Origin of the sequence: Paracoccus aminovorans, from assembly GCF_001546115.1 — a bacterium.
Classification (GTDB): Bacteria; Pseudomonadota; Alphaproteobacteria; order Rhodobacterales; family Rhodobacteraceae; genus Paracoccus; species Paracoccus aminovorans_B.
Window position 1 is genome coordinate 1,974,704 of the sequence record NZ_KQ955208.1, and the last position, 17,383, is coordinate 1,992,086.

The following is a 17,383-nucleotide window of genomic DNA, read 5'->3' on the forward strand; positions in this document are numbered from 1 at the left end:
AATTGTTCTTGCTTATCTTATTCTTGCGCAAAACGCCGGGGCACGCAGAAATGTCCGCCCCGCGCCTGCCCGCCCGTCAGACGACGCGCGCCAAGCCTGCCATGATCGCCGCCGCCACCACCCCGAAGATCAGCGAGGCCAGCAGCCAGTTGCGCCAGAGCGGGCGATGTGGCCCGATCAGGTCGGTCTGCGGGTCCTTTTTCAGGCGGCCCTCGGCAAAGCGGGCCTTGCGCGTCTCGAAGGTCTTGCGGGCCATGGGCGTCTTGAACATCAGGGCAAAGGCCGGCCCCGCGAACAGCGCGATCAGCAGCACGAAGGCTGCGGCCATCCCGCCGTTCATTGCGCCACCATCTTGAAGTCCTGCGTCACGCCATTGGCGGTGATGCTGAAGCTGCCATCGGTGCCGACGGCTTTTTCCTCGGCGCAAAGCGGCTCGGCGGCGCCGTCCTCATGCAGGCACAGCTTGCCGTCCCGGCGCGACCATTTGCCTTGCGCGACGGGCTTCGGCACATTGTCCTGCATGTCGACATAGGTGCCGTCCTTGTTGAAGACCGCGCGATGCGCGATGCCATTGCTGGTCGTCGCATAGATGCCGGGCTTCATCGGCCCTTCGGCCTGTTCGTCGCGGCAGCCGCCCAGCAGGGCCAGCGCCAGCAGCGGGGCGCAGATCGGCAGGAATGTGCGGGTCATCGGGGAAAATCCTTGGTCAATGGAACGGGCCTAGACAGCCACAAGGAAACGGGGGCCGCAAGGGCCCCCGTTCGCATTCCGATCCGGCGCGGCTACTCGGCCGGCACCGCCGCCAGGTCCTCGACATCTGCGATAGGATGCTTCAGATGCGGCAGCATCTCGCGCGGGCAGACCTGCAGGAAGTTCGGCTTTTCTTCCTCCCAGTTCTGCAGGATGTCCTCGGCCCGGCGCGAGCGGGTCTCGCGCGCATGACGCTCGATCAGGCCCTTCAGCTCGGCTTCCCAATGCGCCTGCGTCACCGGGCACAGGATCAGCGTCTCGGCGTTGACATAGTCGCGCGCCAGCCCCTCGGGGTCATAGAGATAGGCCATGCCCCCGGTCATGCCGGCGCCGAAATTGGCGCCGATCCGGCCCAGGATCACCGCGACCCCGCCGGTCATGTATTCGCAGCCGTTGGACCCGCAGCCCTCGATCACCACCTTGGCGCCGGAATTCCGGACCGCGAAGCGCTCGCCCGCGCGGCCGGCCGCGAACAGATAGCCGTCGGTCGCGCCGTAAAGCACGGTATTGCCGATGATGGTGTTCTCGGCCGCGACCAGCGGGCTCGACATCGGCGGGCGCACGGTGATGGTGCCGCCCGACAGCCCCTTGCCGACATAGTCGTTGGCATCGCCCGAGACCTCGATCTTCAGCCCCGGCGCGGCGAATGCGCCCAGCGACTGGCCCGCGCTGCCGGTCAGCCGCACCGTCAGATGGTCGGGCTGCAGGTTGTTGCGCATGCCGAAGGTCTGCACGATCATCGACGAGGTCCGCGTGCCGATGGTGCGCAGCGTGTTCCGGACCGCATAGCTCAGCTGCATCTTCTCGCCGTCCGAGAAGAAGCGGCTGGCGTCGCGGATGATCTCGGCGTCCAGCGTGTCCGGCACGGCGTTGCGCGGCTTGGTGCGGTCATAGACGATCTTCTCGCTGCCATCGACGGTGATCAGCAGCGGGTTCAGGTCCAGGTCATCCAGCGATTTGTCGCCCCGGCTGACCTGGGTCAGCAGGTCGGCGCGGCCGATCACCTCGTCGAGCGACCGCGCGCCGATGCTGGCCAGGATCTCGCGCACCTCGGTCGCATAGAAGGTGATCAGGTTCACCACCTTGTCGGCCGAGCCGGTGAACATCGCCCGCAGCTTTTCGTCCTGGGTGCAGACGCCGACCGGGCAGGTGTTCGACTGGCACTGGCGCACCATGATGCAGCCCATGGCGATCAGCGCCGCGGTGCCGATGCCGTATTCCTCGGCCCCCATCATCGCCGCCATGACGATGTCGCGGCCGGTGCGCAAGCCGCCGTCGGTGCGCAGCGTGACGCGGTCGCGCAGGCGGTTCATCGCCAGCACCTGATGCGCCTCGGTCAGGCCCATCTCCCAGGGCAGGCCGGCGAACTTGATCGAGGTCGCCGGGCTGGCCCCGGTGCCGCCATTGTGCCCCGAGATCAGGATCACGTCGGCCTTGGCCTTGGCCACGCCCGCCGCGATGGTGCCGACGCCCGACGACGCCACCAGCTTCACGGTGATCTTGGCGCGCGGGTTGATCTGCTTCAGGTCATAGATCAGCTGCGCCAGGTCTTCGATCGAATAGATATCGTGATGCGGCGGCGGCGAAATCAGCGTCACCCCCTTGGTCGAATGCCGCAGCCGGGCGATCAGGTCGGTGACCTTCATGCCCGGAAGCTGGCCACCCTCGCCGGGCTTGGCGCCCTGCGCGACCTTGATCTCCAGCTCCTCGCAGGCGTTCAGATATTCGGCGGTGACGCCGAAGCGGCCCGAGGCGACCTGCTTGATCTTGGCGCAGGGGTTGTCGCCATTCGGCAGCGGATGGCTGTGCGCCGGGTCCTCGCCGCCCTCGCCGCTGTCGGACTTGGCGCCGATGCGGTTCATGGCGATGTTCAGCGTCATATGCGCCTCGGGCGACAGGGCGCCCAGCGACATGCCCGGCGTCACGAAGCGCTTGCGGATCGAGGTGATGCTCTCCACCTCCTCCAGCGGCACCGGCTTGCCCAGCGGCTTGATGTCCAAGAGGTCGCGCAGGTGGATCGGCGGGTTCGCCCGCATCGTCGCGGTGAACTGCTTCCACACGTCATAGGACGCCTTTTCGCAGGCGATCTGCAGCAGCTTCATGGTGTTGGCTTCCCAGGCGTGCTTCTCGCCCGAGCGACGCGCCTTGTAGAAGCCGCCCACCGGCAGCAGTTCGGTGGTGTCGGCATGGAAGCCCTTGGCGTGGATGTCCTCCAGCTTCGCCTGCAAGCCGTGCAGACCGATGCCCGAGATCCGCGACTGCATGCCGGGGAAATATTCCGCGACCATGGCGCGGGACAGCCCCACCGCCTCGAAGTTCAAGCCCCCGCGATAGGAGGACAGCACCGAGATCCCCATCTTCGCCATGATCTTCAGCAGACCGGCGTCGATGGCATCGCGATAGTTGCGCATGTTGTCGATCAGGCTGCCCGAGAGCAGCCCGCGCTCGATCCGCTCGGCGATGGTGTCCTGCGCCAGATAGGCGTTCACCGTGGTCGCGCCGCAGCCGATCAGCACCGCGAAGTAATGCGGGTCGATGCATTCCGCCGAGCGCACGTTGACCGAGCAGAAGGTCCGCAGCCCCTTGCGGGTCAGCCAGCTGTGCACGGCGCTGGTCGCCAGGATCATCGGCAGGCCGATGCGGTCCGGGCCGACCTTCTCGTCCGACAGCACCAGATGGCCGGCGCCGGAACGCACGGCATCCTCGGCCTCGGCGCGGATGCGGGCCAGGGCCTCGGCCATGGCCTCGGGGCCGGCGCCATCGGCGAAGGTGCAGTCGATCTGCGTCACCGCATCGCCAAACAGCTTCATCATCTCGGCGAATTCACCATTGGCGACGAAGGGGCTTTCCAGCAGCAGGATCTCGGTCTGGGCGCTGGATTCGTCCAGCACGTTCTTGAGGTTGCCGAACCGCGTCTTCAGCGACATCACCCGCGTCTCGCGCAGGCTGTCGATGGGCGGGTTGGTCACCTGGCTGAAGTTTTGCCGGAAGAAATGCGACAGCGGCCGATACTGGCCCGACAGCACCGCGGGCGGCGTGTCGTCGCCCATCGAGGCCAGCGCCTCCTTGCCGTCCTCGGCCATGGGCGCCAGCATCTGCTCGATTTCCTCGACCGTATAGCCGGCGGCGATCTGGCGGCGGCGCAGTTCCTCGCCGGTAAAGGACAGTTCCTCGGGCAGGTCGCGCATCACTTCCGAAAGCTGCACCACCTTCTCGATCCACTCGCCGAAGGGCTGCGCCGAGGCGAGATAGTCCTTGATCTCGCGGTCGTGGTAGAGCTTGCCCTCGGCCATGTCGACGGCGATCATCTGGCCCGGACCCAGCGCGCCCTTTTCGCGCACCGTGGCCTCGGCGACCGGGACCATGCCGGCCTCGGACCCCGCGATCAACAGCCCGTCGCCGGTGATGACATAGCGCAGCGGCCGCAGCCCGTTGCGGTCCAGGCCGCCGCAGACCCAGCGCCCGTCGGTCATCGCCAGCGCGGCCGGCCCGTCCCAGGGCTCCATGACCGAGTTGCAATAGGCATACATGTCGGCCCAGGCCTGCGGCATGTCGGTGGTGGCCTTGGACCAGGCTTCCGGCACCAGCATGGTCTTGGTCATCGGCGCCGAGCGGCCGGAGCGCACCATGACCTCGAAGACCGCGTCCAGCGCCGCCGAATCCGAGCTGCCGCCGGGGATGATCGGCTTGATATCCTCGGCCATCTCGCCGAAGGCGCGGCTGGCCATGCGGATCTCGTGGCTGCGCATCCAGTTCGAGTTGCCCTTCAGCGTGTTGATCTCGCCGTTATGGGCCAGCATGCGGAAGGGCTGCGCCAGCCACCATTGCGGGAAGGTGTTGGTCGAATAGCGCTGGTGATAGATCGCGAAGGCCGATTCGAACCGCTCGTCCTTCAGGTCGGGATAGAATTCCGCGACCTGCTCGGCCAGCATCATGCCCTTGTAGATGATCGACCGACAGGACAGCGTGCACAGATACAGCCCGCCGATCTGCGCGGCGATGGCCGCCTTCTCGATGCGGCGGCGGATGATGTAGAGCTCGCGCTCGAACTGCTCCTGGTCGATGTCCTTTTCGCAGCGGATCAGGATCTGCTCGATCTCGGGGCGGGTGGCATTGGCCTTTTCGCCCAGGACCGAGGTGTTCACCGGCACATGCCGCCAGCCATAGATATAGTGGCCCATGCGCAGCACTTCGGATTCGACGATGGTCCGGCAAAGCTCCTGCTGGGCGAAGTTCGTGCGCGGCAGGAAGCACTGGCCGACCGCGATCAGCTTGTTCTGATCCGGCTCGTGCCCGGTGCGGCGCACCTGGTCGTAAAAGAACGGCACCGGGATCTGCACATGGATGCCGGCACCGTCGCCGGTCTTGCCGTCCGCGTCCACCGCGCCGCGGTGCCAGATCGCCTTCAGCGCGTTGATGCCGGCATCGACCACCTTGCGGCTGGCCTTGCCGTCCAGGTTCACCACCAGGCCGACGCCGCAAGAGGAATGCTCGTCCTCGGCACGATACAGCGAATGCTGGTCCATCCAGTCGCGGCGGGCCTGTTCCTGCTGTTCCCAGCTCATGTTTTCACAGTCCTTCACGTCCGTGCCCCTTTCAAAAGCTGCCTCACGGCGTCGGCGTCGCGGCCGTTCACCATTTGCAGGTCGCAATCATATTCCGGCGTGGTCGCGCCAAAGCCGGGCTGTCCCGGGAAGGCGAAGGTCACCGGGCTGTCGTTGGTTTCCTGGCGCGCGCCGGTCCAGTCCTCCGAGGTTTCGACCCCGCCATAGAACCGGCCCTGGGCGCGGCTGATGAACTGCTGGCCCTTGCGGGTAATCAGCACGTCGCCCGTTTCGCTATAGGTGGTCAGCTCGAACTGCGTCACCTCCAGGGGCACGCCGTCGATCTGCACCGTCTCGCCGGTCAGCCGGTCCTCGCCGACGTGATGCAGCCGCTCGCCATTGTTCGAGCGGGTCCAGAAGTCGAAATCGTCGCGCCCGGTCGCCGCCAGCGTGCTGAACGAGGCGTCGTCCGCCGCGCCCTCCTCCAGCACGTCGACCAGCCCGCTGCGCAGGTCGGTGCTTTCCATCCAGCGCGTTTCCTTGTCGATGCGCGACTGGTAGGTGGCGCCCTCGCGGGTGAAATAGGTCACCCACTGGTCGCCCGGCGTATCGCCCGAACAGCGGTAATGCTGCGACACCGAACAGCCGCGGTTCTGCACCGTGATCTCCAGCCGGCAGCCTTCCGGTGGGGTGAAGTTCGCCGCCGCCACGGGTAGGGCAAAAAGGGTCAGCAGGCCTGCCGTTCCCGCCGCAAGCGCCAAGGCCCGCGCAACGGGCAACGCGCGCAGGCTGTGTACGCGCGGTGTACGGTCGGTGTACGTCCCGTGCATCATGGTCACACCCCCTATTCGGCGGCGACGCGGGCGCTGCCGGCCAGGAAGCCGGCGATGCTGTCGGCGGCCTCGCGGCCGTCGCGGATCGCCCAGACCACCAGGCTGGCGCCACGCACGATGTCGCCCACGGCAAAGACGCCGGGCAGGCTGGTCTGATGCGTCTGGTAATCGGCCTTGATCGTGCCCCAGCGCGTCACCTCCAGCCCCTCGACGCCCCAAAGCCGCGGCAGCTCCTCGGGCTCGAAACCCAGCGCCTTGATGACCAGATCGGCCGGCTCGTCGTAATCGGCGCCCTCGATCAGCTCCGGCGACTGCCGGCCGCTGACGTCCGGCGCGCCCAGCCGCATCTTCTGCACCCGGACCGAGGCGATGGCGGGCAGCCCGTCCACATCGACCTCTTGCGCGACCATCGCCTCGCCGGTGACATGGCCGCTGAAGGAACCGGGGGCGGAAAGCCAAACGAATTCAACGCCTTCTTCCTCGGCGTTCTGCACTTCGCGCTGGCTGCCCGGCATATTGGCGCGGTCGCGGCGATACAGGCACTTGACCGATTGCGCGCCCTGGCGGATGGCGGTGCGCACGCAGTCCATGGCGGTGTCGCCGCCGCCGATCACCACGACGCGCTTGCCGCGCGCGTTCAGCTCGCCATCCTCGTAATCGGGGATCTCGTCGCCCAGATCGACCCGGTTCGAGGCGGTCAGATAGTCCAGCGCCCGCACCACGCCGCGCGCCTCGGCATTGTCGATGTCCAGGTCTCGGGTCTTGTAGACGCCGGTCGCGATCAGCACCGCGTCATGCTTGCCGCGGATGGCGTCGAAGCTGATGTCCTCGCCGACATTGGCGTTCAGCACGAATTCCACGCCGCCGTCGCGCAGCAGCTGGTTGCGGCGCTCGACCACGGATTTCTCCAGCTTGAAGCCGGGGATGCCATAGATCAGCAGCCCGCCGGCGCGGTCGTGGCGGTCATAGACCGTGACCTGATAGCCCATGCGGCGCAGCCGGTCGGCGGCGGCCAACCCGCCCGGGCCGGCGCCGATGATGCCAATGGATTCAGGGCGTTCCACCACCGGGGCGGCAGGCTGGACCCAGCCCATCTCCCAGGCGGTGTCGGTGATGTATTTCTCGATCGCGCCGATGGTGACGGTGCCGTGGCCGGATTGCTCGATGACGCAATTGCCTTCGCACAGCCGGTCCTGCGGGCAGATGCGGCCGCAGATCTCGGGGAAGGTGTTGGTCTCCTGGCTGCGGAAATAGGCCTCTTGCGTGCGGCCCTCGGCGGTCAGGCGCAACCAGTCCGGGATGTTGTTATGAAGCGGGCAATGGCTCTGGCAATAGGGCACGCCGCATTGGCTGCAGCGGCTGGCCTGTTCCTTGGCCTTGGCGTCGGCAAACTCGCGATAGATCTCGTGGAAGTCTTCCGAGCGGGTCGCCGCGTCACGCTTTTCGGGCATCTCGCGCCCGATGGTGACGAATTTGAGCATCTTTTGCGTGGCCATGGCTGCGCGTCCTTCGATCGCGAGGAGTATGAGAGCCTGATAAAACAGGCCGCAGCCGATTAAAAGTCAGCTAAGCTGACCTAATTAACGATTTCTGGCGCACGTCGGCAGATTTTCTTGCTGCGAGTGCGAAAAATAGGTCAGCTCATCTTACCAACCTGCCTGCAAAGCCAGCAGAACCAGGGCGCCGACCACGATTCGCCACCAGGCGAAGAACGCATAGCCATGCACCGAGACGTAATTCAGCAGCCCGCGCACCACGACCAACGCGGCCAGGAAGGCGCAGACGAAGCCGACGACGATATTGCCCGCCGCCGCCGCGTCCAGGATGTCGCGGTTCTTGTAGAGGTCGTAGACAAAGGCGCCCAGCATCGTGGGCATGGACAGGAAGAAGCTGAATTCCGCGGCAGAACGCTTGTCGGCGCCCAAAAGCAGGGCACCGACGATGGTCGCCCCGGAACGCGAGACGCCGGGAATCATCGCCAGGCACTGGATGAAACCGATCTTCACCGCCATCGGCAGCGGGAATTCCTCGGCCGCGTGATAGCGCGGCCGGGTCGCCATGCGGTCCACGAACAGCAGCACCACCCCGCCCAGGATCAGCATGCTGGCGATCAGCAGCGGGGTCTCGAACAGGATCTCCTTGATGACCTTGTGCGCCAGCACACCGATCACCACGGCGGGCAGGAAGGCCAGCAGGACCGCCAGGATGAAGCGGCGCGCCTTGGGATCATGCGGCGCGCTGGAAAAGATCCGCCACAGCTTGCCGGCATAGACCCCCAGGATCGCCAGGATCGCGCCCAGCTGGATCAGCACCTCGAAAGCCCGGCCCGGCGAGTCGAAGCCCAGGAAATGCCCGGCCAGCAGGACATGGCCTGTCGAGGAAACCGGGATGAACTCGGTCAGCCCCTCCAGTAGACCAAGGGCGGCGGCGACAAGCGTGTTGTGATCCATCAGTTGTCGCGGAGGTTCTTCGCGGTCGCGGTGATGGCGTCATATTGCCCCGCGGGGCGGAAGCGCCACAGGTATTCGGCGATGACCGCCGGGGCGGAGGTCGGCTCGATGCCCAGGTCGGCAAAGGTCCTGGCGCCCCCGGCGACCCGGTTCGGCAGCCGCAGCGTGCGGGCCTGGTCCCTGGTCAGGATGCGGTTGGTCAAAAGCCCGCCCGTCACCACCTGGCCCGCGTCCAGCACGCTGCCCATGACGCCGGCCAGCACATGCGGCAGGCCGATGATGGCGCGGCGCCGGCCGGTGGCGGTCAGCACCTGGCGCGCGATGTCGCGCATGGTCAGCACGTCCGGCCCGCCCAACTCATAGATTCCCGGCGCCGCCAGGCCCGAAGCCGCCAGGGCCGCGGCCCGCGCCACGTCCATGACATAGACCGGCTGCACCTCGGTCCGCGCGCCCGGGACCAGCAGGAACGGCCCCAGCCGGGTCATCGCCGCGATGCGGTTGTAGAAATTGTCGTCCGAGCCGAAGATGATCGAGGGCCGCAGGATCACCGCATCCGGCCGCTGCGCCAGAACGGCAGCCTCGCCCCGGCCCTTCGAGGCGGCATAGAGGCTGGAGGACTCCGGGTCGGCGCCCAGGGCCGAGACATGCACGAGATGCTTCACGCCCTGCTGGGCGGCGATGCGGGCGATGCGGCCGGCGGCCTCTTCATGGATGGCGTCGAAGGTGTTCTTGCCCTCGCGCACCAGGATGCCGACGCAGTTGATGACCGCATCGGCATCGGTCATGCAGGCGGCAACCGACAGGTCGTCGCGGACGTTGCAGGGCACCGGCTCGACCTGGCCGGGGGCGCCATAGGTGCGCACGATGCCGGCCTGGTTCGGGCGGCGCACGGCGACGCGGATGCGCCAGCCCTGCTGGGCCATGACCCGGGCGATCTGCCGGCCCAGGAAGCCAGACCCGCCATAGATGGTGACAAGCTTGGTTGCGGACATGGCTCTCGCTCCTATGCGTGGCGTGCTTGTCCGTTCATTACCCAAGCCCGCCGCCAGCGGCAAGCCGTGGCCGCAGCCCGTCCGCGACCGCATCCGCCACCCGCAGCGCATTGGCGGCGATGGTCAGGCTGGGATTGACGCCGTTCGAGGTCGGCATGAAGGAACTGTCGGCCACGTAAAGGTTTTCCACCCCGTGCAGGCGGCAGTCGCGGTCCAGCACGCTGCTGTGCGGATCGTCGCCGAAGCGCAGCGTGCCGCAGGGATGGGCGAAGTTCAGCTGCGGCGCCGCGCCCATGAACATGGCGCGATGCGGCCGGAAGGCCTGGCGCATCGCCTTGCGGAAGGCGGCGCGGCGGCCGCGCAGCTCGTCCGAGATGTCGTAGTGAAAGCGCAGCCGGTCGGGATCGGCCGCATCGGGCAGCACGCGGTTCCCGGCATAGGGCAGGTCCTCCAGCACGCCGACGAACAGCTTGGCGTTGCCCAGCATCCGCGCGGCGATGGTGGCCGGGATGCGCAGCCCGTGGCGCAGCACCCGCAGCCGGCGCAGCGGCGACTGGTCGAAGCGGCCGTGCAGCGCATGCAGGATCTCGCCGAAACCGGCGCTCAGCCCCATGGATTGCACGGTGCCGAAGCGCTGGCCCTCCATGAAATAGAGGTCGCGCAGGCTGATCGAGCGCGTCGCCTCCTCCCGGCCGCGCCCGGCCCAGATCGCGATGATCTCGGACAGGTGGAACATCAGGTTGCGCCCGACCAGCCCGCTGCGGTTGCCAAGCCCCTCGGGCCAGGCCTCGGCCGCCGAATTGAGCAGCAGCGCCGGCGATGCCAGCCCGCCGGCCGCGAGCACGTAGCGCCGGGCGCGCAGGGTGAATTCCCGGCCTTGGTGCTGGCAGGTCAGGGCCTGGACCCGGCCGGCATCGGCCTCGATCCGGGTGACGGTGCAGCGGTCGATCAGCGCGGCGCGCCCGGTCTCCAGCGCCGGCAGCACGCCGGCCGTGCGGCCGTCCATCTTGCAGCGCCGCGCGCAGCGCCGGCCGAAGCAGTTCTCGCAGCCGGGCAGGAAGCGCGCCGCCATATGGGTGCGATAGGGGTGCATGCCGGCGCGGCGCAGATCCTGCATCAACGCCGCATCCGAGGCCGGCAGCGGCAGCACCGGCGCCAGCAGCGCGGCACCGTTCGGGGCCAGCGGATCAATCTCGCCATTGATGTGGAAATAGCGCTCGGCCAGTTCGAACCAGGGCCGCATCTCGTCATAGCCGACGGGCCAGCCGCCGGTGGGATGCGGATGGCCGTCGCTGTCGTCCAGGTCGTGCCGCTCGGGCCGTTCCAGGGTCGCGGCGTAATAGGCCGAGGTGCCGCCGACGCCGGCGCCGATCATGCCGTCGAGCTCGCACCATGCGCCGTCGAGTTCCGCCTCGAGCAGCCGGGGCCAGGCGCCGTTGGCGAGCCGTTCGTCGGGATCGCGGGTCTCGATCCCCAGGGCGGGCAGGGCGGCGTCGCCCAGGTCGGGGCCCTTTTCCAGGTAGAGCACGGAAAGTCCCTGTTCGGCCAGGCGCCGTCCGGCCGTGCCGCCGCCCACGCCGGTGCCGATCACGATGGCATCCCATTCGCGGCTTATGAGGTCATCCATGATGGTCCGTTCGACTGGGGCACAGGCAACATTATACGGGTTGTGAAGCCCTTCTAATCCCGCCGGGATTTGCCCGGCAAGCTGGCCGAATGGACAGGCCCGGACGGGGTGCGCGGCCGGCCCGGCAAGGCCCGGGTGCGGGGTCTTTCGGGGCGGGCGAAAAAAGATTTGCGCGGCGCGAAGATTTTCGCCGGACCCCCGTTGACACCCCCCGCGGCTGGCCTTAATCACCCGGCTTACGCGACCTGCCCAGGTGGCGGAATTGGTAGACGCGCACGGTTCAGGTCCGTGTGCCGCAAGGCGTGGAGGTTCGAGTCCTCTCCTGGGCACCAAAATAAAAACCGCGCAAGCCTTTGGGTTTGCGCGGTTTTTGTTTTCTGCCCGCGCTGATTGCCAAGCCCGCGCCGGTGGCGCGGTCGCGTGGGTATTTGAAGAGCAAAGAAGCCGGGCAAGGCCGTGATGCCGGCCGGGCCGGAGCGGAAAGGGGCAGGCGATGATTCCACGGTTCGGACCGCCGCCCGGGGCGCGGGACTATCGCTTGCGCCCGGGGGCCTATGCGCTGCTGATCCGCGGCGATGCGGCGCTGCTGACGTTCCAGCGCGCGCCGGTCCCCGAGTTCCAGCTGCCCGGCGGCGGCATCGACCCCGGCGAATCGCCGCTTTGCGCCCTGCATCGCGAGGTGGCCGAGGAGACCGGCTGGAGCATCGGCGGCTGCCGGCGCCTGGGTGCCTATCGCCGGTTCTGCTTCATGCCGGATTACGGATTCTGGGCCGAGAAGCTGTGCTCGGTCTGGATCGCCCGGCCGGTGCTGCGCCGCGGTCCGCCCCGCGAGGCCGGGCATGAGGCGCATTGGGTGCCGCTGGACCAGGTCGCGCGGCTGTTGCCCGATCCCGGCGGGCGGGCCTTCGTGACCGCGGCCTTGCAGCGCGGTGTCAGGGATCAGCCGCGCGGCTGATCCAGCGACGTGACGGGCCCGCGCCGCTCGATCAGCACGGCCGAGATGTCGTCGTTGCGCTGGCCGCCGGCGTAATTTGCGGCCGACCAGCAGATCGATTCCAGCAGCGCGTCGCCCCGCAGCAGGGCGTTGGTGCGCAGGATGGCCTGAAGCCCCTCTTCGCCCAGCGGCTCGCCGCGGGCATTCTCAGCCTCGGTCAGCCCGTCCGAGGCGATGAACAGCCGGTCGCCGGGGTGCAGGAACAGCTGCACCTCTTCGTATTCGGCATGGTCGAAGACGCCGACCGGCAGCCCGCCGCCGCCGATCCGCTCCATGCTGCCATCGGCGCGTTGCAGGACCGGATGGGGATGGCCGGCCTGCACCAGCCGCAGCCGACCGCTGAGGAAATCCAGGTCGGCATAGACCATGGTGAAATAGGAATCGGTGCGCAATTCCTGGATCATCAGCGTGTTGAGCAGGCGCAGGATCTCGGCCGGGGGATGGGCGTCATAGAGGCCGAGCTCGGTGATGCGCAGCGCGACATTGTGGTCGGTGGCGCCCGAAAGCAGCGCCGCCAGCCGGGCACTGAGCAGCGCCGCCGCCACGCCATGGCCGGCCACGTCCAGCGCGAACATGCCGACGCGCCGGGCATTGATCGGGAAGAAGCCGACCAGGTCGCCGCCGATCTGGCCGGCCGGGCGCATCAGCAGCGACAGTTCGAAATCGCCGAAATGGCCGTGCCTTTCGCGCACCAGCCCCTGCTGCAGGCGCCGCGCCTCGCGCAGGTCGCGGTCGATGGCGGCCTGGGTCTCGCGCAGCTGGTCCAGCGTGTCGCGCAACTGGGCATTGGTGCTGCGCAGGCTCTCCTCCATGCGCAGGATGCGCTCGCTGGCGGAAAGCCGGGCCAGCAGTTCCGCGCCCGATACCGGCTTGGTCATGAATTCGTCGGCCCCGGCGCGCAGCCCTTCGGCAATGTCCTTCTTGTCGTTGCGCGAGGTCAGCAGGATGAAATAGCCGTAGCGGTCGGATTGCATGTCCCTGAACTGGCGGCAGAATTCCAGCCCGGTCTGCCCCGGCATCATCCAGTCCGAGATCACGATGTCCGGCCGGCGGTCCAGGCAGATCCGCATCGCCTCTTCGCCGCTGGCGGCCTCGACCACGTGATAGCCGGCGCGGATCAGCTGCACCGCCAGCGTGCGCCGTTGCGCCCGGCTGTCGTCGACAAGCAGGACCAGCCGCGAATTATGCGGAATCGACTTCACGGCCTGGCTGTCGAGGATCATCATGCCCCCGGTCTAACCCGCCGAGCTGAAGACTCCGTTAATCCTGACAATTTTCGCGATTAACACGCCAGAGATGAAATTGCTGCTAAGCTGGCGGCATGATTCTTGCAAAGGTTGTCCATGCTGGATTGGGACCGCATCAACGAACTGCGCGCCGAGGTCGGGGACGACGAGTTCCAGCTGATCCTCGAGCTGTTTCTCGACGAGGTCGAGGGCGTGCTCATGCGCCTGTCGCGGCGCAATGCCCTGCGGCTGGAGACCAACCTGCATTTCCTGAAGGGTTGTGCCTGGAACCTGGGCTTTTCCGACTTCGGCAATCTCTGCGACCAGGGTGAACGCATCGCGGCGGGTGGGCGGCCGATGCAGGTCGACACCCCCGGCCTGCTGCAAAGCTATTCCGAATCGAAGCGGGCGCTGATGCGCGGGCTGGAGGCCGATGCCTGCCCCGTCCGGACCAGCATGCGCCGCGCCTGAAGGGGGAGGGTCGGGCCAAGATCAGATCAGGAATTCCGCCAGCACAGGGTCGCGGGTGATGTCGCGATAGCCGATGCCCGCCGCCTCCAGCCGGGCGCGCAGGCTGTCCAGGTTCTCGGGCCGGGTGGTCTCGATGCCGATCAGGATCGAGCCGAAGTTGCGCGCCGATTTCTTCAGGTATTCGAACCGGGCGATGTCATCCTCGGGGCCGAGCAATTGCAGGAAATCACGCAGCGCGCCGGGGCGTTGCGGCATGCGCAGGATGAAATAACGCTTCAGCCCCGAGAAACGCTGCGCGCGTTCCTTGACCTCGGGCAGGCGCTCGAAGTCGAAATTGCCGCCCGAGCAGAGGCAGACCACGCGCTTGCCGGCGAGGTCGGGCATGTCGCGCAGCACGTCCACCGCCAGCGCGCCGGCGGGTTCCAGCACGATGCCCTCGATATTGAGCATGTCGAGCATGGTGGCGCAGATGCGATCCTCGGGCGCGGGATGGACCTGCGCGGCCGAGAAGCGTTTCAGCGCCGCGAAGGGCAGGTCGCCGATCCGCGCCACGGCGGCGCCGTCGACGAAATTGTCCACCGCCGGCAGGGTGACCTGGGCGCCGGTCAGCAGCGCCTCGCGCAGGCTGGCGCCGCCCTCGGGTTCGGCAAAGGCGATTTCGGTGCGGGGGGCGAGCTCGGCCAGAAGGCTGGTCACGCCGGCCGCCAAACCGCCGCCGCCGACCGGCAGCACGACCAGGTCGGGCGCCCGGCCCAGCTGGTCCAGCAGCTCCAGCCCGACGGTCGCCTGGCCCTCGATGATGTCGGCGTCATCGAAGGGCGACAGGAAGGTGGCCCTGTCCCGGCGCGCGAATTCCTGCGCGGCGGTGAGGGTCTGGTCGAAATAATCGCCGGTCAGCACGATCTCGACGGCGGCGCCGCCAAAGATCCGGGTCTTGGCGATCTTCTGCTGCGGCGTGGTCACCGGCATGAAGATGGTGCCGCGCGCACCGAAATGCCGGCAGGCGAAGGCCATGCCCTGGGCGTGGTTTCCAGCGCTGGCGCAGACGAAATGGCTGGCCCCGCCCCGCGCCACGATCTTGCGCATGGCGTTGAAGGCGCCGCGCAGCTTGTAGCTGCGCACCGGCGTCAAGTCTTCGCGTTTCAGCCAGATCTCGGCGCCATAGCGGGCCGAGAGGTGGTCGTTCTTCTGAAGCGGGGTCGGCTCGAAGAGGTCGCGCAGCGCGATCCCTGCCTGGCGGACAGAGGCGGCAAAGTTTTCCATGCGCGGGCAATGGCGCGAAAGTCGTGTCTTGACAAGAGGGAAGGTCAGATCGCCGGGCGGTCGCGATGGCTGGCGTAGATCGCCGTCAGCAGGCTGATGCCAAGGATCGCCGCGAATCCTCGGACCAGCAGCAAGAGCGCCAGCAGGGCCGAACTGCCCAGGGTCAGGTCGATACCGGCAAGAAAGGACAGCAGGCCGGGTTCCAGCAGCACCCAGATCAGATGCGCCAGTTCGGACAGCGCCACGATCAGCAGCGCCAGGGCGATCATCAGCGGCTGCGTGCCCTGTTGCTGGCCGAACCCCTCGCCGTAGCTGCGGCCGATGGCCAGGCCGGGCAGCGGGCCGGCCAGCCGCAGCGCCATCGCATAGACCACGGCGGCGGGCAGGACCCGGGCCAGGAACAGGACGCGCCCGGGGTGGGTCGACTGGCCCGCCAGCTGCACGAGGACCAGCATGAACGGGATCAGGATCGCCAGGCAGAGCAGGACGATCAGCAGCAATCCCAACGCGTAGCGCGCCGTTTCGCGCAGGTGCAGCCGCGGCAGGACGCCGAAGCGTTCGCCCAGCAGGACGTGGCGGTGGAAGTTGACGGCCGCCCAGCTCGCCAGCAGAAGCTGCTGCAACCCCGTCAGCCCCAGCAGGACGGCGATCACCATAGGGCTGGAAAGACCCGCCTGCGCCGTCAGGACCATGGACAGGACCAGCGACAGGATGCCGATCAGCGTCGGCAGGCCCAGTATGCGCAGGGTCTGGCCGGGACGGCGCAGCACCTGCTGCAGGGTCGCTGCGGGAATGCGCAGGATCTTCATCGAATTTCCTTGTCCAATGCGGGGATGATTAGGTGGGCCTTCCCCTTGTGACAAGGCGGGAAACGTCCTATTCCCCTCCGAAATTCCACGAAGGGTTAACCGCATGTCCGACGCGCCGAAGAAAGTCGTCCTTGCCTATTCGGGCGGGCTCGACACCTCGATCATCCTGAAATGGCTGCAGACCGAATATGGCTGCGAGGTCATCACCTTCACTGCCGACCTCGGCCAGGGCGAAGAGCTGGACCCGGCGCGCAAGAAGGCCGAGCTTCTGGGCATCCGCCCCGAAAACATCCACATCGAGGACCTGCGCGAGGAATTCGTGCGCGACTTCGTCTTCCCGATGTTCCGCGCCAATGCGGTCTATGAGGGGCTCTATCTGCTCGGCACCTCGATCGCGCGGCCGCTGATCTCGAAGCGGCTGGTCGAACTCGCGCATCAGCATGGCGCCGATGCCGTGGCCCATGGCGCCACCGGCAAGGGCAACGACCAGGTGCGCTTCGAACTCAGCGCCTATGCGCTGGACCCGGCGATCAAGGTAATCGCGCCCTGGCGGATCTGGGACCTGACCTCGCGCACCAAGCTGATCGAATTCGCCGAGGCGAACCAGATCCCGATCGCCAAGGACAAGCGCGGCGAGGCGCCCTTCAGCGTCGACGCGAACCTGCTGCACACCTCGTCCGAGGGCAAGGCGCTGGAAAACCCGGCCGAGGAAGCCCCCGACTATGTCTATCAGCGCACCGTCAACCCCGAGGATGCGCCGGACACGCCGGAATATATCGAGATCACCTTCGAGCAGGGCGATGCGGTCGCGATCAACGGCCAGGCGCTGTCGCCGGCGACGATCCTGACCGACCTGAACGAATACGGCCGCAAGCACGGCATCGGCCGGCTCGACTTCGTGGAAAACCGCTTCGTCGGCATGAAGTCGCGCGGCATCTACGAAACCCCCGGCGGCACCATCCTGCTGGAGGCGCATCGCGGCATCGAGCAGATCACCCTGGACAGCGGCGCGGGCCATCTCAAGGACTCGATCATGCCGCGCTATGCCGAGCTGATCTACAACGGCTTCTGGTTCAGCCCCGAGCGCGAGATGCTGCAGGCCCTGATCGACAAGTCGCAAGAGCATGTCAGCGGCACGGTGCGGCTGAAGCTCTACAAGGGCTCGGTCGCCTGCGTCGGCCGCTGGTCGGATCATTCGCTCTACAGCGAAAAGCACGTGACCTTCGAGGAGGACGCCGGCGCCTATGACCAGAAGGACGCGGCGGGCTTCATCAAGCTGAACGCGCTGCGGCTGAAGCTGGTGGCGAACCGCAACGCCCGCTTCAAGTAGGCGACGATCAGGCCGTGGCCCCGTGCCGCGGCCTTTTTCCTGCCGGAACGCGCGGCCGTCCCGCTGCGTTGCCCCCGCAAACGGAGGGCAAAGC

Annotated in this window: 14 protein-coding genes and 1 tRNA gene; 4 read left to right on the forward strand and 11 right to left on the reverse strand. The window is 67.3% G+C overall.

Features of this window, described 5'->3' with window-relative positions; translation table 11 throughout:
• Nucleotides 1-76: 76 nt before the first annotated feature.
• From ASV56_RS10130 to ASV56_RS10165, 8 genes are all read right to left on the reverse strand, one after another.
• On the reverse strand, nt 77-328 hold the full coding sequence (locus ASV56_RS10130) for a hypothetical protein (RefSeq protein WP_062561855.1): 252 nt from the start codon (nt 326-328) through the stop codon (nt 77-79).
• 8 nt (nt 329-336) lie between these two features.
• A complete protein-coding gene (locus tag ASV56_RS10135) occupies nt 337-690 on the reverse strand; it encodes a hypothetical protein (RefSeq protein WP_062561856.1) in 354 nt (117 codons plus the stop codon).
• Between the two features lie 92 nt (nt 691-782).
• Entirely contained in the window at nt 783-5,315 is a 4,533-nt protein-coding gene (gltB, locus tag ASV56_RS10140) for a glutamate synthase large subunit (protein WP_062561857.1), read from the reverse strand.
• Nucleotides 5,316-5,329: 14 nt separating this feature from the next.
• A complete protein-coding gene (locus ASV56_RS10145) occupies nt 5,330-6,127 on the reverse strand; it encodes a hypothetical protein (protein WP_253879949.1) in 798 nt (265 codons plus the stop codon).
• A gap of 11 nt (nt 6,128-6,138) precedes the next feature.
• Nucleotides 6,139-7,623 (reverse strand): NAD(P)-dependent oxidoreductase, encoded by a 1,485-nt coding sequence (locus ASV56_RS10150; RefSeq protein WP_062561858.1) that lies wholly within the window; start codon nt 7,621-7,623, stop codon nt 6,139-6,141.
• Between the two features lie 150 nt (nt 7,624-7,773).
• Nucleotides 7,774-8,580 carry an undecaprenyl-diphosphate phosphatase gene (locus ASV56_RS10155; RefSeq protein ID WP_172823768.1) on the reverse strand — a complete coding sequence of 269 codons (807 nt, stop codon included), beginning with the start codon at nt 8,578-8,580 and terminating at the stop codon, nt 7,774-7,776.
• Entirely contained in the window at nt 8,577-9,569 is a 993-nt protein-coding gene (locus tag ASV56_RS10160) for a complex I NDUFA9 subunit family protein (protein ID WP_062561860.1), read from the reverse strand. The genes ASV56_RS10155 and ASV56_RS10160 overlap by 4 nt, the downstream gene beginning before the upstream one ends.
• 37 nt (nt 9,570-9,606) lie before the next feature.
• The gene (locus ASV56_RS10165) at nt 9,607-11,196 is read right to left on the reverse strand and encodes a GMC oxidoreductase (RefSeq protein WP_062561861.1); all 1,590 of its coding nucleotides are present in this window, start codon (nt 11,194-11,196) and stop codon (nt 9,607-9,609) included.
• A gap of 247 nt (nt 11,197-11,443) precedes the next feature.
• Here ASV56_RS10165 and ASV56_RS10170 point away from each other — a divergent pair.
• Both ASV56_RS10170 and ASV56_RS10175 read left to right on the forward strand, forming a co-directional pair.
• Nucleotides 11,444-11,528: transfer RNA gene (locus ASV56_RS10170), tRNA-Leu, on the forward strand.
• 161 nt (nt 11,529-11,689) lie between these two features.
• Entirely contained in the window at nt 11,690-12,151 is a 462-nt protein-coding gene (locus tag ASV56_RS10175) for an NUDIX domain-containing protein (protein WP_062561862.1), read from the forward strand.
• On the opposite strand, the gene ASV56_RS10180 is transcribed toward ASV56_RS10175, so the two are convergent.
• On the reverse strand, nt 12,136-13,416 hold the full coding sequence (locus tag ASV56_RS10180) for a PP2C family protein-serine/threonine phosphatase (RefSeq protein ID WP_062561863.1): 1,281 nt from the start codon (nt 13,414-13,416) through the stop codon (nt 12,136-12,138). The two genes, ASV56_RS10175 and ASV56_RS10180, sit on opposite strands and share 16 nt — an antisense overlap.
• 117 nt (nt 13,417-13,533) lie before the next feature.
• Between ASV56_RS10180 and ASV56_RS10185 the strand changes: the two genes are divergently transcribed.
• Nucleotides 13,534-13,887, forward strand: a complete 354-nt coding sequence (locus tag ASV56_RS10185) for a histidine kinase (protein ID WP_062561864.1) — start codon at nt 13,534-13,536, stop codon at nt 13,885-13,887.
• 21 nt (nt 13,888-13,908) lie between these two features.
• On the opposite strand, the gene ilvA is transcribed toward ASV56_RS10185, so the two are convergent.
• Nucleotides 13,909-15,150 carry a threonine ammonia-lyase IlvA gene (gene ilvA, locus ASV56_RS10190; protein ID WP_062561865.1) on the reverse strand — a complete coding sequence of 414 codons (1,242 nt, stop codon included), beginning with the start codon at nt 15,148-15,150 and terminating at the stop codon, nt 13,909-13,911.
• A gap of 44 nt (nt 15,151-15,194) precedes the next feature.
• Nucleotides 15,195-15,959: a hypothetical protein gene (locus tag ASV56_RS10195; protein ID WP_062561866.1), complete on the reverse strand. Its 765-nt coding sequence runs from the start codon at nt 15,957-15,959 to the stop codon at nt 15,195-15,197.
• Between the two features lie 103 nt (nt 15,960-16,062).
• On the opposite strand from ASV56_RS10195, the gene ASV56_RS10200 reads away from it, so the two are divergent.
• Entirely contained in the window at nt 16,063-17,289 is a 1,227-nt protein-coding gene (locus tag ASV56_RS10200; protein ID WP_062561867.1) for an argininosuccinate synthase, read from the forward strand.
• Nucleotides 17,290-17,383: the final 94 nt, after the last annotated feature.

What these genes read in the sequence shown, in the direction of transcription:
- gltB (WP_062561857.1), bottom strand. Translation starts at nt 5,315, where the DNA reads ATGAGCTGGGAACAGCAGGAACAGGCCCGCCGCGACTGGATGGACCAG.
- ASV56_RS10135 (WP_062561856.1), bottom strand. Translation starts at nt 690, where the DNA reads ATGACCCGCACATTCCTGCCGATCTGCGCCCCGCTGCTGGCGCTGGCC.
- ASV56_RS10185 (WP_062561864.1), top strand. Translation starts at nt 13,534, where the DNA reads ATGCTGGATTGGGACCGCATCAACGAACTGCGCGCCGAGGTCGGGGAC.
- ASV56_RS10150 (WP_062561858.1), bottom strand. Translation starts at nt 7,623, where the DNA reads ATGGCCACGCAAAAGATGCTCAAATTCGTCACCATCGGGCGCGAGATG.
- ASV56_RS10130 (WP_062561855.1), bottom strand. Translation starts at nt 328, where the DNA reads ATGGCCGCAGCCTTCGTGCTGCTGATCGCGCTGTTCGCGGGGCCGGCC.
- ASV56_RS10175 (WP_062561862.1), top strand. Translation starts at nt 11,690, where the DNA reads ATGATTCCACGGTTCGGACCGCCGCCCGGGGCGCGGGACTATCGCTTG.
- ASV56_RS10160 (WP_062561860.1), bottom strand. Translation starts at nt 9,569, where the DNA reads ATGTCCGCAACCAAGCTTGTCACCATCTATGGCGGGTCTGGCTTCCTG.
- ASV56_RS10180 (WP_062561863.1), bottom strand. Translation starts at nt 13,416, where the DNA reads ATGATGATCCTCGACAGCCAGGCCGTGAAGTCGATTCCGCATAATTCG.
- ilvA (WP_062561865.1), bottom strand. Translation starts at nt 15,150, where the DNA reads ATGGAAAACTTTGCCGCCTCTGTCCGCCAGGCAGGGATCGCGCTGCGC.
- ASV56_RS10200 (WP_062561867.1), top strand. Translation starts at nt 16,063, where the DNA reads ATGTCCGACGCGCCGAAGAAAGTCGTCCTTGCCTATTCGGGCGGGCTC.
- ASV56_RS10165 (WP_062561861.1), bottom strand. Translation starts at nt 11,196, where the DNA reads ATGGATGACCTCATAAGCCGCGAATGGGATGCCATCGTGATCGGCACC.
- ASV56_RS10145 (WP_253879949.1), bottom strand. Translation starts at nt 6,127, where the DNA reads ATGATGCACGGGACGTACACCGACCGTACACCGCGCGTACACAGCCTG.
- ASV56_RS10195 (WP_062561866.1), bottom strand. Translation starts at nt 15,959, where the DNA reads ATGAAGATCCTGCGCATTCCCGCAGCGACCCTGCAGCAGGTGCTGCGC.